Genomic DNA, 13,040 nt, shown 5'->3' on the forward strand with positions numbered 1-13,040 from the left:
GATCGCACGCGCTTCGCGCGCATGACTGTACGCCGGTCGGCGTTCTCGCACCCTGATCACCTGCAGACGCACCACGATCCGCACCGCGAGCGGCGCCGTCCCAGGAGGCGCGTCAGTCGCTCCGTGCGTCGTCGTGTGCCGCGACCTCTTCGGGCAGCGGGCGGGCAACGGGGATCTTGCTGCCCAGCACCTGCGCCACGACGTCGCGGGCGATGTGCTGCGGAGTCAGTCCGACGTCCTCGAGGATCTCCTCGCGCTTCGCGTGGTCGAGGAACTGATCGGGCAGGCCGAGCTCCGTGACGGCGGTGTCGACCCCGGCCTCGCGCAGGTCCTGCCGGATCCGCGTCCCGATCCCGCCGACGCGCACGCCGTCCTCGATCGACACGACGATCCGGTGCTCGCGGGCCAGCTCGATGATGCTCCGGGGCACAGGGACGACCCAGCGCGGATCGACGACGGTCGCACCGATCCCCTGGGCAGCCAGTCGGCGTGCGACGTCGAGACCCATGGTCGCCATCGGACCGACGGTGACCAGCAGCACGTCCTGGCGCTCGGCGCGCGAGAGCACATCGACCCCGTCGGCGAGGCGCTCGACCGCAGTGATCTCGTCGCCGACATTGCCCTTCGAGAAGCGCACCACGGTCGGAGCGTCGGTGACCCCGACGGCCTCCCGCAGCTCTTCGCGCAGGCGGACGGAGTCGCGGGGTGCGGCGAGCCGGATGTTCGGGACGACCTGGAGGATCGCGAGGTCCCACATGCCGTGGTGGCTGGGCCCGTCCGGCCCTGTCACTCCGGCGCGATCGAGGACGAACGTGACACCGGCGCGGTGCAGCGCGACGTCCATCAGGATCTGGTCGAACGCGCGGTTCACGAATGTCGCGTACAGCGCGACGACGGGGTGCAGGCCGCCGAAGGCGAGACCGGCGGCGGAGGTCACCGCGTGCTGCTCGGCGATGCCGACATCGAGCACGCGGTTGGGGTACTTCTCGGCCAGGCGGTCGAGTCCCACCGGGCGGAGCATCGCGGCCGTGATGCCGACGATCGTCGGATCCGCATCGGCGAGGGTCACTATCTCGTCGGCGAAGACCGAGGTCCAGGAGCTGGCGCCGCTCGCGCTCAGCGGCTCCCCGGTCTCGGGGTCGATCTGCCCGACGGCGTGGAACTGGTCGGCGAGATCCTGCACGGCGGGCCCGAAGCCCTTGCCCTTCTGCGTGATCGCGTGGACGATGACCGGCGAGCCGTAGTCCTTGGCCTGCTGGAGCGCCTCCTCCATCGCGGTGACGTCATGGCCGTCGATGGGGCCGAGGTACTTGATGTCGAGGTTCGAGTACAGCGCCTCGTTGTTGATGAAGCGGCTGAGGAATCCGTGCATGCCGCCCCGCACACCGCGGTAGACGGCGGCGGCAGGCCCGCCGAGGCGCTCCGACACGGCGCGGGATCCGCGGTGCAGCGTGCGGTAGCTCCGGCGAGTGCGCACCCCGTTGAGGAACCGGGCCATGCCACCGATGGTGGGGGCGTAGGAGCGGCCGTTGTCGTTCACCACGATGACGAGGCCGCGGGAGTTGTCGTCGCTGATGTTGTTCAGCGCCTCCCACGTCATGCCGCCGGTGAGGGCGCCGTCGCCCACGACCGCGACGACGTGGCGGTCGGTCTGACCGGTCATGGTGAAGGCGCGCGAGATGCCGTCGGCCCAGGAGAGCGAGCTCGAGGCGTGCGAGCTCTCGACGATGTCGTGCGGCGACTCCGAGCGCTGCGGGTAGCCGGCCAGGCCACCGCGCTGACGCAGCTTCGAGAAGTCCTGCCGCCCGGTCAGCAGCTTGTGCACGTACGACTGATGACCGGTGTCGAAGATGATCGAGTCGCGGGGCGAGTCGAAGACGCGGTGGATGGCGATCGTCGTCTCGACGACGCCCAGGTTCGGCCCGAGGTGCCCACCCGTCTTCGACACCTCCCGCACCAGGAAGTCGCGGATCTCCTGCGCCAGGGTCTCGAGTTCGGCCGTGGTCAGGCGATCCAGGTCGCGCGGTCCGCCGATGGTCTCGAGAACAGCCATTCGCGCCGCCTTCCGGGTCGAGTGATGGGGGGGGGTGGAGGTCTCCCGAGTCTACGCACGGCGGCCCCCGGGAACAGGTGTGCGCCTCCCCCTTGCGGGAAGGCGCACACCTTGCTCTCCTGCTCTAGACGAGCGACCGCAGGACGTACTGGAGGATCCCGCCGTTGCGGTAGTAGTCGGCCTCACCGGGGGTGTCGATGCGCACGACGGCGTCGAACTCGATCGGCTGCTTGCCCTCGGCCGAGTGCGCGGTCGGCACGGCGACGACGTGCACCGTCTTGGGCGTCACACCCTCGTTCAGCGCCTCGATGCCTGAGATGCTGATCGACTCGGTGCCGTCGAGGCCGAGCGAGGCCCAGGTCTCGCCGGCGGGGAACTGCAGCGGGACGACGCCCATGCCGATGAGGTTCGAGCGGTGGATCCGCTCGAAGCTCTCGACGATGACGGCCTTGACGCCCAGGAGGCTGGTGCCCTTGGCCGCCCAGTCGCGGGAGGATCCCGAGCCGTACTCCTTGCCGCCGAGGATGACCAGCGGGGTGCCCTCGGCCTGGTAGTTCTGAGACGCGTCGTAGATGAACGACTGCGGGGCCTCGGTCTGCGTGAAGTCGCGGGTGTAGCCGCCCTCCACACCGTCGAGGAGCTGGTTCTTCAGACGGATGTTCGCGAACGTGCCGCGGATCATCACCTCGTGGTTGCCGCGACGCGAGCCGTAGGAGTTGTAGTCCTTGCGGTCCACTCCGTGCTCGGCGAGGTACTGACCGGCCGGGCTGTCGCCCTTGATCGAACCTGCGGGGCTGATGTGGTCGGTCGTGACGGAGTCGCCGAGCTTGGCCAGGACGCGGGCGTCGACGATGTCAGTGACGGGGGTCGTCTCCATCGTCATGCCGTCGAAGTACGGGGGCTTGCGCACGTAGGTCGACTTCGGGTCCCACTCGAAGATCGAGCCCTCGGGCGTCTGAAGCGCACGCCAGCGCTCATCGCCGTCGAACACTCCGGCGTACTGGGTGTCGAACATCGACTTGTCGATCGAGGAGTCGATCGTGGCCTGCACCTCGGCCGCGTCGGGCCAGATGTCCTTGAGGAACACGTCGTTGCCGTCGCCGTCGGTGCCGAGCGCGTCGACCTCGAAGTCGAAGTTCATCGAGCCGGCGAGCGCGTAGGCGATGACCAGCGGCGGGCTCGCCAGGTAGTTCATCTTCACGTCGGGGTTGATGCGGCCCTCGAAGTTGCGGTTGCCCGAGAGGACGGCGGTGACGGCGAGGTCGTTCTCCTGCACCGCGGCCGAGATCTCGTCGAGCAGCGGGCCGGAGTTGCCGATGCAGGTCGTGCAGCCGTATCCGACGGTGTAGAAGCCGAGGGCCTCGAGCGACTCGGTGAGCCCCGCCTTCTCGTAGTAGTCGGTGACGACCTTCGAGCCCGGCGCGAGGGTGGTCTTGACCCAGGGCTTGGCCTTCAGGCCCTTCTGAGCCGCGTTGCGGGCGAGAAGGCCCGCGGCGAGCATGACCGAGGGGTTCGACGTGTTGGTGCAGGAGGTGATCGCGGCGATCGCGACGGCGCCGTGGTCGATCGTGAAGGTCTCGCCCTTCTCGCCGAGCTCGACGGTCGTCGGCTTCGACACCGTCGAGGGTGCGTGCGAGCGGTGCACGTGCTCGTGCGTGCTGTGCGCGTCCTGCGGCTGGAGCTCGCCGGGGTCGGAGGCGGGGAACGACTCCGAGATCGTCAGGTCGACGATGTCGTGCGAGACGTCGGCGTAGTTGTTGAGATCGGACTCGAACTGCGTCTTGGCCGAGGTCAACTCGATGCGGTCCTGGGGACGCTTCGGGCCGGCGATCGACGGGACGACGGTGCTGAGGTCGAGCTCGAGGTACTCGCTGAAGACCGGCTCGACGTCGGCGTCGTGCCAGAGCTTCTGCAGCTTCGAGTACTGCTCGACGAGCGCGATCTGCTCGTCGCTGCGTCCCGTGAGGCGCAGGTAGTCGAGCGTGACGTCGTCGATGGGGAACATCGCCGCCGTGGAGCCGAACTCGGGGCTCATGTTGCCGATGGTGGCGCGGTTCGCAAGCGGGACCTCGGCGACGCCGGCTCCGTAGAACTCGACGAACTTGCCGACCACGCCGTGCTTGCGCAGCATCTCGGTGATGGTGAGGACGACGTCGGTCGCGGTGACGCCCGCCGGGATCGCGCCCGAGAGCTTGAATCCGACGACCTTGGGGATGAGCATCGACACGGGCTGGCCGAGCATGGCCGCCTCGGCCTCGATGCCGCCGACGCCCCAGCCGAGGACTCCGAGCCCGTTCACCATCGTGGTGTGCGAATCGGTGCCGACACAGGTGTCGGGATAGGCGCGGAGGACTCCGCCGACCTCGCGCGTCATGGTGACGCGGGCGAGGTACTCGATGTTGACCTGGTGGACGATGCCGGTTCCCGGCGGGACGACCTTGAAGTCGTCGAACGCCGTCTGGCCCCAGCGGAGGAACTGGTAGCGCTCGCCGTTGCGCTCGTACTCGAGCTCGACGTTGCGCTCGAGGGCGTCCGCCGTGCCGAACAGGTCGGCGATGACGGAGTGGTCGATGACCATCTCGGCCGGGGCGAGCGGGTTGATCTTGTTCGCGTCGCCGCCGAGCGCGGCCACCGCCTCGCGCATGGTGGCGAGGTCGACGATGCAGGGAACGCCGGTGAAGTCCTGCATCACGACGCGCGCGGGCGTGAACTGGATCTCGGTGTCGGGCTCCGACTCCGGGACCCACTCGCCCAGGGCGCGGATGTGGTCGGCGGTGATGTTCGCGCCGTCCTCCGTGCGGAGGAGGTTCTCGAGCAGCACCTTCAGGCTGAACGGGAGCTTCTCGTGACCGGGGACCCGGTCGATGCGGAACACCTCGTAGTCGGTCGCGCCGACCTTCAGGGTGTCTTTCGATCCAAAGCTGTCTACCGCGGACACGTCGCCCTCTCCTTCGCTGACGTGGGCCCCGCCGTCGGGCGGACCCACATATCCGTCTCCATCTTGGCGACCGCGCACGGCGCCCTGCCACCAAGGAGGACCTAACACTCGGACGCCCCCGCACCGGCTGATCCGCCCCGGTGAGACCGGGACGGGCGGGCGCTATTTATCTCGACGTCGAGACAATTCTACGCACGTTCGGCGTCGGCCCCGGCATCGGGGCCCTCCGCCGCGGTGCGGTACTCGGAGCGGACGGCCAGCACGGTCAGAACCAGGAGCGGCGCGTAGAGGGGCAGGCCGAGGATGAGCTTCCAGGTGCCGAGGGCCGTCGTGTCCTCAGCGAGGAAGAGCGGGTACTGCACGGCGAGCCGGAGGAGGAAGAGACCGGCCCAGGCGAGGGTCAGCACCGAGAAGAGCCGGCGCTTGCGCCGGTCGGCACGCCACGCGGTACCGTCCCCCATCAGGTAGCCCGCGGCGACCCCGATGAGCGGCCAGCGGACGAGGACCGAGACGAGGAACACGGCGCCGTAGGCGAGGTTGGTGATGAGCCCGGGCACGAAGTTGTCGACCGCCCGTCCGGTCACGAGCGCGAGCACGGCCGAGATCACGACTCCGAGCAGTCCGCCGACCGCCTGGACGACCGGTGTCCGGCCGAGGATCCGCGCGACGGTGAACAGCACGGCCATGCCCACGGAGGCGACGAGCGAGAGCACGAGCTCGCCGGTGACCGTGAAGAGCAGGACAAAAGCGACTCCGGGCACGACGGCCTCGAGGATCCCGCGCACGCCGCCCATGGTGCGCAGCAGCGCACGCCCGTCGAAGGGCTCGCCGTCGGCGAGGACGCCGAGGCCGGATCGCTTCGCCGCCTGCGCGATCGCGTCGGCCACCTCCGGCCGGGTCGGGTCCGGCTCCGGCGACTCGGACTCGTCCGGGTGGCGCGGCTCCATGCCGGTCAGCTCGCGCTCTGCTGCGTCTGGCCGCCGGTCGGCATCTTGAGCGGGATGAGGTCGCGCGGCGGCATGGGCCCTGTTCCGCGGACGACGACGATGCTCCGGAAGAGCTCCTCGATCGAGGCGGCGGCCTGCTCGTCGACGGCTCCCGCACCGGCGATCACTCCGCGCAGGAACCAGCGCGGCCCGTCGACGCCGACGAACCGGGCCACCCGGGTCTGGCCGCCCGCGATCGGCAGCTCGGCGATGAGCTCGGGGCCGAAGTTCCCCTCGCGCTCGGAGGTGGTGCCGCCCTGCTTCGAGATCTGGTCGGCGATCTGGCCGCGGATCTCGTGCCAGAGACCCGACGAACGGGGAGCCGCGAACGGCTGCACCTGGAGGGTCGAGCCGGCGTAGTCGAGGCCGACGGCGATGACGCGCTTGGTCGCCTCCTCCACCTCCAGGCGGATGTGCATCCCCTCGCGCGGGAGCACCTTCACCCCGCCGAGATCGATGTAGGGGCGGACCGGGTTGGCCTCGCGCTCGTCGAGGGGACCGGCCTCGGCGCGATCCGCCGGGGCGGACTTCTCGAAGTCCTGCTCGACGAGTTCGGCCGCCGCGTCGACGGGCTGGATGTCGCTCATGCGTTCTCCTCAGGGGTTCGGGCCGTCTCGGGATCGACGGCGTACCCGGTCGAGCCGAAGCCGCCGGTCCCCCGCACCGAGTCGGGCAGTGCGTCGACGGCGACGAAGCGGGCTCGGACGACGGGGACCACGACGAGCTGGGCGATCCGGTCGCCCGTCGCGATGCGGTAGCTCTCGCTCGCATCGGTGTTGAGCAGCGCGACGCGGATCTCCCCGCGGTAGCCGGCGTCGATGGTGCCGGGTGCGTTCACGATGGTCAGGCCGTGCTTGAACGCCAGACCGCTGCGGGGCACGACGAAGCCGACGTGGCCCTCGGGCAGGGCGATCGCGACTCCCGTGCCGACGCTCGCCCGCTCACCGGGAGCGAGGACGACATCCTCCGTGGAGCGCAGATCGGCGCCGGCGTCACCGGGATGCGCGTACGACGGCGGTGACTCCGCGCGGATCGGGACCTCGACGGATTGATTCACGTGACGAGGGTAGACCAGTTGTCTGGTGCAATAGGGACATGCAATCGCCGTACCGGGAGAGGCTGTGGCCCGCACCCTGGCTCTTCGTCTCCACAGCCCTCGTCATCCCCGCCAGCATCCTGGTGTTCGCGCCGATCGACTTCCTCGTCGGCGTGCTGGTGGCGGCCGTCCTCTACGCCGGGTGCGTGATCTCGCTGCTCACCCTGTCGCCCACGATCGAGATCGTCGACGGCGAGCTGCGCGCCGGGCGCGCCCACATCCCCCTCGAGCTGGTCGGGGAGCCGTCGGCCCACACCGGCGACCGCGCCTTCGCCCAGCGGGGCCCGAAGCTCGACGCCCGGGCGTTCCTCGTGATCCGCGGCTGGGTGAAGGACGTGGTGCGCGTACCCATCGAGGACCCTGCGGACCCGACTCCGTACTGGCTGCTCTCGACCCGCCGCCCCAACGACGTCGTCGCCGCGATCCAGGGATCACGGCGACGCGAGGGTCGTGCGGAGGAGCTCGGAGAGGCCTAGGCGGCGCACTCCAGGCAGATCGGCCCGAGCTTCTCCTCGTGATCGATCTGCGAGCGGTGCTTCACCAGGAAGCAGCTCACGCAGGTGAACTCGTCGGCCTGGGGCGGGAGCACCACGACATCGAGGTCGAGGTCGGAGAGGTCGGCGCCGGGGAGCTCGAATCCACCCGGGTTGTCGGCATCATCGACGTCGACGCTTCCGGACATCTTGTCGGGGACTCGCTCCTTCAGGGCCTCGATCGACTCGGAGTCGTCATCGGTCTTGCGGGGGGCGTCGTAGTCCGTAGCCATTCCCATTCCACTTCTTATTTGCTGTTCACGAATTCGGCGGGGTCAGTGTGCATCAAGACGTATCGATTCGCAAACCGCGATGATGCGCTCTTGACAGGCTTCTCGGAGCCGCCTCGCCGGGCTCCGTGACGCCGTCCTCGGCGAGGTCCGGCGTGCCTGCCCCGAAGGGGTCCGCGGCGCCGTCCTTCCGCCCCAACTTCCGACCCGCCCGGGGTATTCCCGGGCATCCGGCGCGAGGCGTGTCATCCTTGCGGCGTTCGCGTCCAGAAGGAGGTCCCGCACGATGATGGAACTGAAGGTGATCGGCGTCGAGAGCGGATCGCTCGTCCTCGTCTCCGACGGCGGCGAACGATTCTCGGTGCGGATAGACGAGACGCTGCAGAGCCAGCTCCGCCCCCGCGTGCACTCCCTGCCGCCCCGCGAGAAGCGCGTGTCGCCGCGCGAGATCCAGGCGCACATCCGTGCAGGCCTCTCGGCCGACGAGGTCGCCGAGCTGACCGGCGCCTCCCTCGACTACGTCGAGCGCTTCGAGGGCCCGGTCACGGCGGAGCGCGAGCACATCGTCGCCTCCGCCCTGTCGGTCCGCGTCTACACGAGCGCCGACCCCGACCCGCTCGAGGAGGGCACTCCCTTCGGCGACGTCATCCGCGAGCGCCTCGCCGCGCTCGGTGCCGATGGCGAGCAGTGGTCGAGCTGGAAGGAGGAGGAGGGCTGGGTCGTCAAGCTGCTCTTCCGCTCCGACGAGATCGATCACGACGCCCGCTGGCGCTTCGATCCCAAGAAGGCCGTCCTCTCCCCCCTCACGCCCGAGGCGACGACGCTCTCCCAGCAGGGCGAGATCCGGCCCACGTTGATCCCGCGGCTGCGCGCGGTCATCCCCGCCGCCGTCGACGAGCTGGCGACCCGATTCGACACGGACTCCTTCGCGAAGCCCTCCTCGGAGACGACGCGCACCGAGCAGCCCGCTGCTCGACCGTCGGTGGTCCGGCAGCACGCCCGTCCGGCAGCATCGCGACCCTCCGACACGGAGCCGCAGCCTGCTCTCTCCGATGCGCCGCGCCCGGTCTCGACGCTGCCGCGGCCCGTCTCGAGCACCACCGAGCAGCGAGAGCGCAACCTGAACGACACGGCCGACCTCCTCGATGCGCTCCGACGCCGTCGTGGCGAGCGCGACCACGCCTCGTCGGGTCGCCTCCGCGAGGAGCCGAAGCAGGAGACTCCCGCCGTCGAGAAGGCACCCGAGCCCGAGCGCCCGGCGGCTCCCTCGAGTGACCACCCTGCTGCCGGCATGCGCAACTCCCTCCGCAAGGGGCGCGCGGCGATGCCGAGCTGGGACGAGATCGTCTTCGGAGCTCGCAGCGACGACTGAACGGCGGCGGTGCGGGGCCGAGGTCGGCCCCGCAGCTCACACCCCGGAGAGCGCTCCGAAGCCGAGCAGCGGCACCTGGATCTCCTCCGGTGTGAGCGAGCCGTGCTGGCCGATCATCGAGCGCCCGGAGGGGTCGGTGGCGTCGTAGTACGCGATCGCCTTGCGCGCAGCGACGAAGAGGTCGCCCATCCGCTCGGCCGCAGCATCGCCCACCTCGCCGAACCAGCCGCTCGCGGCGACCTCGGCGCGCGTGGCGATCCATGCCCGCGCCCCTTCCGCCTCGATCCAGCGGACGGCGACCTGCTCGATGTCGACTCCCGGTTCGAGGTGAAGCTGCAGACAGCGGGGCTCGCCCGCCAGGTGCCGCACTCCCTCGAGCAGCGGCCCGTGCTCGATCAGCACGTGCGAGGACGCGGGTACGTCGAGAACGCCGTGATCCGCCGTGACCAGCGCGCCCTCGCGGGCGGAGAGCCTCCTGGCGAACGCCGAGAACTCGCCGTCGACCAGTTCGAGCGCGGACGTCCACTCCGGCGACTCCCATCCGCGGGCGTGCGCGGTCATGTCGAGCTCGGGCACGTAGAGGTAGACGATCTGCCGCCCGCCCTCGTCCAGCAGGTCGCGTGCGGCAGCGAACCGGTCCGCGATGCCCTGGGCCGGGCGGTAGTCCGCCCCCCGGAGGATCGCGCGGGTCAGACCCGAGTGCGCGTAGCGGGAGGGCCCGATCACACTCGCGCGCACGCCCTCCTGGCGCGCCTGCTCGAAGACCGTCGGCTGCGGCTGCCACTGCTCGGGGACCATGCGGTCGTCCCAGCCCGACAGCTGGTTGACGAGCCGGTCGGAGGCGCGGTCGAGGACGCGGTAGCCGACCATCCCGTGCTCTCCCGGTCGGAGCCCCGTGGTGAGGCTCGCGAGCGCGGACGCAGTGGTCGTGGGGAAGCCGGAGGCGAGGGTGCTCGCCTTCGTCAGCGCGGGCGCGAGGGTCCGGGCGTGTCCGGCGCGCTGGCGGAGGCTCGACGCGCCGAGTCCGTCGACGAGGACGACGACGATCCGCTCGAGACGGGAGCTGACGAAGGGGCCCGGGCGACCGAGGACCGCGTCGAGGGCTGCGGGGAGGACGTCGGCGAGGCTCCGCCGCCCGGCGGGGGCGACCGGTAGCATGTGGGTCATCGCGCTCAGTTTCGCACGGCGTCCCCGCCTGCGGAGTGTGCCTCGCTGGCGGAGCCTCCGGATCCGGCGCTCAGCACCGCTGCTCGGTCCAGTTGCGCGATCCGTCCGTCGCACCGGCGCGGCCCATCCCGAACACCCGGCACTGCGCGCCCGGAGACTCCGTCGCCCCGCGCCCGCCACCGAAGTGAGTCATGAACGCAGCAGCCCCCTCGCCCGGATCCTCCCTCACCGAGCGCATCGAGGACGTCGACGTCTCGTCCGAGATGGAGGGCTCGTTCCTCGAGTACGCCTACTCCGTCATCTACTCGCGCGCTCTCCCCGACGCTCGCGACGGCCTCAAGCCCGTGCAGCGTCGGATCCTCTACATGATGAGCGAGATGGGCCTGCGCCCCGATCACGGCCACGTGAAGTCGGCTCGCGTCGTCGGCGAGGTGATGGGCAAGCTGCACCCGCACGGCGACGCCTCCATCTACGACTCGCTGGTGCGCCTCGCCCAGCCGTTCACGCTCCGTGTGCCGCTCGTCGACGGGCACGGCAACTTCGGCTCGCTCGACGACGGGCCGGCCGCCGCGCGCTACACCGAGGCACGTCTCGCTCCTGCCGCCCTGGCGATGACCGAGCACCTCGGCGAGGACGTCGTCGACTTCATCCCGAACTACGACAACCAGTTCACCCAGCCCGAGGTGCTCCCCGCCGCCTTCCCGAACCTCCTGGTCAACGGCGCCAGCGGCATCGCGGTCGGCATGGCCACCAACATGGCCCCGCACAACCTGGTCGAGGTGATCGGGGCCGCTCGGCACCTGATCGCCCACCCCGACGCCTCCCTCGACGACCTGATGTCCTTCGTGCCCGGCCCCGACTTCCCGAGCGGCGGCACGATCGTCGGCCTCGCCGGGGTCCGGGACGCCTACGCGACGGGGCGGGGCAGCTTCAAGACGCGGGCCCGCGTCTCGGTCGAGAGCATCACCGCGCGCAAGTCCGGGCTCGTCGTCACCGAGCTCCCCTACCTCGTCGGGACCGAGAAGGTGATCGACAAGATCAAGGACGGCGTCCAGAACAAGAAGCTGAGCGGGATCTCGGACGTCACCGACCTCACCGACCGCGACAACGGCCTCCGCCTGGTGATCGGCATCAAGACGGGCTTCAGCCCGGAGGCGGTGCTCGAGCAGCTCTACCGCTACACCCCGCTCGAGGACGCGTTCGCGATCAACAACGTCGCGCTGGTCGACGGCGGCCCGCGCACGCTCGGACTCAAGGAGCTGCTGCAGGTCTACGTCGGGCACCGCGTGCAGGTCGTGACCCGCCGCTCCCGGTACCGCCTCCGCAAGCGCCAGGAGCGCCTGCACCTCGTGGAGGGGCTGCTGATCGCGATCCTCGACATCGACGAGGTCATCCAGCTGATCCGCGGGAGCGACGACACGGCCGCCGCCCGAGCGAGGCTGATCGAGGTCTTCGACCTCAGCGTCGTCCAGGCCGACTACATCCTCGAGCTCCAGCTCCGCCGCCTCACCAAGTTCTCGCGGATCGAGCTCGAGGCGGAGCGCGACACCCTCCTCGCAGAGATCGCCGAGCTCGAGGCGCTGCTGGCGAGCCGCGCCCGCATCGACGAGCTGGTCTCGGACGAGCTCGACGACGTGGCCCAGCGCCTCGGTACCCCGAGACGGACCCTCCTGACCGAGGCGCGCCCCTCCATCGCCACGACCGGGCGGAAGGCCGCGGCCGCCGTGCTCGAGATCGCCGACGTCCCGTGCCGGGTTCACCTCAGCACCACCGGCCGCATGGTCAGGGTCGACCGTGATCCGGAGGCACCGCCGCACCCCGAGCGCGCCACCCGCCGCAGCAAGCACGACGCCGTGCTGAGCATGATCGACACCACGACGCGCACCGAGATCGGTGCGGTCACGACGGCGGGCCGGATCCTGCGGTTCTCGCCGGTCGACGTCCCCTCCGTGCCGTCGACCTCGGTGCAGCTCGGCGCCGGCGTCCGGATGGCCGACTACCTCCCGGGTCTCGCCAAGGACGAGCGCGTCCTCGCCCTCGTGGCCTTCGACGATCCGCGGCCCGTCTCCCTCGGCACGCTGCAGGGCGTCGTGAAACGGGTGGCCCTCTCCGATCTACCGGTCAAGCCCGACCTCGAGCTGATCGCGCTGCGGCCGAAGGACGCCGTCGTCGGGGCCGCGCTCGCGGCCGACGAGGACGAGCTGGTGTTCGTCACCGGTGAGGCGCAGCTCCTGCGCTTCTCCGCCTCGTCGGTGCGCCCGCAGGGCCGCACGGCGGCCGGCATGGCCGGCGTCAAGCTCGGCGAGACCGACGAGGTCGTCCACTTCACCGTCGTGACAGAGGACGATCGCGACGAGTCGGTGGTCGCGACCGTCGCGGTCGACAGCTGGGCCCTCAGCGGCACCGACACCGGCAGCGCGAAGGTGTCGGCGTTCTCCGAGTTCCCGGCGAAGGGCCGCGCGACCGGCGGTGTCCGCGCTCAGCGCTTCCTCAAGGGCGAGACGGCGCTCGGCGTCGCCTGGGTCGGTCCCGCGCCGGCGCACGCCCTCGAGGCCGACGGCTCCGTCGCCGCTCTGCCCGAGTCGGGGATGAAGCGCGACGCCTCCGGAGTGCCGCTCGCCGCGCCGATCGCGAGCATCGGAGCGGCTCCCGAGCTGATCTGACC

The 13,040-nt window shown here is 70.5% G+C and carries 10 protein-coding genes; 3 read left to right on the forward strand and 7 right to left on the reverse strand.

The window, feature by feature from the left end:
• Nucleotides 1–112 precede the first annotated feature (112 nt).
• The 5 genes from dxs to dut all read right to left on the reverse strand — a co-directional run bounded on the left by dxs (nucleotide 113) and on the right by dut (nucleotide 7,034).
• Complete coding sequence (gene dxs / locus ASG06_RS14515) at nucleotides 113–2,053, reverse strand: 1-deoxy-D-xylulose-5-phosphate synthase (protein WP_056043725.1); 1,941 nt, start codon at nucleotides 2,051–2,053, stop codon at nucleotides 113–115.
• 124 nt (nucleotides 2,054–2,177) lie between these two features.
• Complete coding sequence (gene acnA / locus ASG06_RS14520) at nucleotides 2,178–4,991, reverse strand: aconitate hydratase AcnA (protein WP_056044572.1); 2,814 nt, start codon at nucleotides 4,989–4,991, stop codon at nucleotides 2,178–2,180.
• Nucleotides 4,992–5,179: 188 nt separating this feature from the next.
• Nucleotides 5,180–5,938 (reverse strand): DUF3159 domain-containing protein, encoded by a 759-nt coding sequence (locus tag ASG06_RS14525; protein WP_056043728.1) that lies wholly within the window; start codon nucleotides 5,936–5,938, stop codon nucleotides 5,180–5,182.
• A 5-nt stretch (nucleotides 5,939–5,943) separates the two neighbouring features.
• Nucleotides 5,944–6,564, reverse strand: a complete 621-nt coding sequence (locus ASG06_RS14530; protein WP_056043731.1) for a DUF3710 domain-containing protein — start codon at nucleotides 6,562–6,564, stop codon at nucleotides 5,944–5,946.
• The gene (gene dut, locus ASG06_RS14535) at nucleotides 6,561–7,034 is read right to left on the reverse strand and encodes a dUTP diphosphatase (protein WP_056043734.1); all 474 of its coding nucleotides are present in this window, start codon (nucleotides 7,032–7,034) and stop codon (nucleotides 6,561–6,563) included. Before dut ends, ASG06_RS14530 begins: the two co-directional genes overlap by 4 nt.
• Nucleotides 7,035–7,072: 38 nt before the next feature.
• Here dut and ASG06_RS14540 point away from each other — a divergent pair, with 38 nt between their 5' ends.
• Nucleotides 7,073–7,549, forward strand: a complete 477-nt coding sequence (locus ASG06_RS14540; RefSeq protein ID WP_056043737.1) for a DUF3093 domain-containing protein — start codon at nucleotides 7,073–7,075, stop codon at nucleotides 7,547–7,549.
• On the opposite strand, the gene ASG06_RS14545 is transcribed toward ASG06_RS14540, so the two are convergent.
• On the reverse strand, nucleotides 7,546–7,839 hold the full coding sequence (locus ASG06_RS14545; RefSeq protein WP_056043739.1) for a DUF4193 domain-containing protein: 294 nt from the start codon (nucleotides 7,837–7,839) through the stop codon (nucleotides 7,546–7,548). The genes ASG06_RS14540 and ASG06_RS14545 overlap by 4 nt on opposite strands.
• 283 nt (nucleotides 7,840–8,122) lie before the next feature.
• On the opposite strand from ASG06_RS14545, the gene sepH reads away from it, so the two are divergent.
• Entirely contained in the window at nucleotides 8,123–9,208 is a 1,086-nt protein-coding gene (gene sepH / locus ASG06_RS14550; protein ID WP_082499268.1) for a septation protein SepH, read from the forward strand.
• A 36-nt stretch (nucleotides 9,209–9,244) separates the two neighbouring features.
• Here sepH and ASG06_RS14555 read toward each other — a convergent pair whose 3' ends face one another.
• Nucleotides 9,245–10,375, reverse strand: a complete 1,131-nt coding sequence (locus ASG06_RS14555) for an alkaline phosphatase family protein (protein ID WP_056043745.1) — start codon at nucleotides 10,373–10,375, stop codon at nucleotides 9,245–9,247.
• A 191-nt stretch (nucleotides 10,376–10,566) separates the two neighbouring features.
• Here ASG06_RS14555 and ASG06_RS14560 point away from each other — a divergent pair, with 191 nt between their 5' ends.
• Nucleotides 10,567–13,038: a DNA gyrase/topoisomerase IV subunit A gene (locus tag ASG06_RS14560; protein WP_056043748.1), complete on the forward strand. Its 2,472-nt coding sequence runs from the start codon at nucleotides 10,567–10,569 to the stop codon at nucleotides 13,036–13,038.
• The last annotated feature ends 2 nt before the right edge of the window (nucleotides 13,039–13,040 follow it).

The organism is Rathayibacter sp. Leaf185, assembly GCF_001423885.1.
GTDB lineage: Bacteria > Actinomycetota > Actinomycetes > Actinomycetales > Microbacteriaceae > Rathayibacter.

Bases quoted from the DNA above. Each gene is read 5' to 3' on its own strand.
- ASG06_RS14540 (WP_056043737.1), top strand. From the start codon at position 7,073: ATGCAATCGCCGTACCGGGAGAGGCTGTGGCCCGCACCCTGGCTCTTC.
- ASG06_RS14545 (WP_056043739.1), bottom strand. From the start codon at position 7,839: ATGGCTACGGACTACGACGCCCCCCGCAAGACCGATGACGACTCCGAG.
- ASG06_RS14560 (WP_056043748.1), top strand. From the start codon at position 10,567: ATGAACGCAGCAGCCCCCTCGCCCGGATCCTCCCTCACCGAGCGCATC.
- ASG06_RS14525 (WP_056043728.1), bottom strand. From the start codon at position 5,938: ATGGAGCCGCGCCACCCGGACGAGTCCGAGTCGCCGGAGCCGGACCCG.
- ASG06_RS14555 (WP_056043745.1), bottom strand. From the start codon at position 10,375: ATGACCCACATGCTACCGGTCGCCCCCGCCGGGCGGCGGAGCCTCGCC.
- sepH (WP_082499268.1), top strand. From the start codon at position 8,123: ATGATGGAACTGAAGGTGATCGGCGTCGAGAGCGGATCGCTCGTCCTC.
- dxs (WP_056043725.1), bottom strand. From the start codon at position 2,053: ATGGCTGTTCTCGAGACCATCGGCGGACCGCGCGACCTGGATCGCCTG.
- ASG06_RS14530 (WP_056043731.1), bottom strand. From the start codon at position 6,564: ATGAGCGACATCCAGCCCGTCGACGCGGCGGCCGAACTCGTCGAGCAG.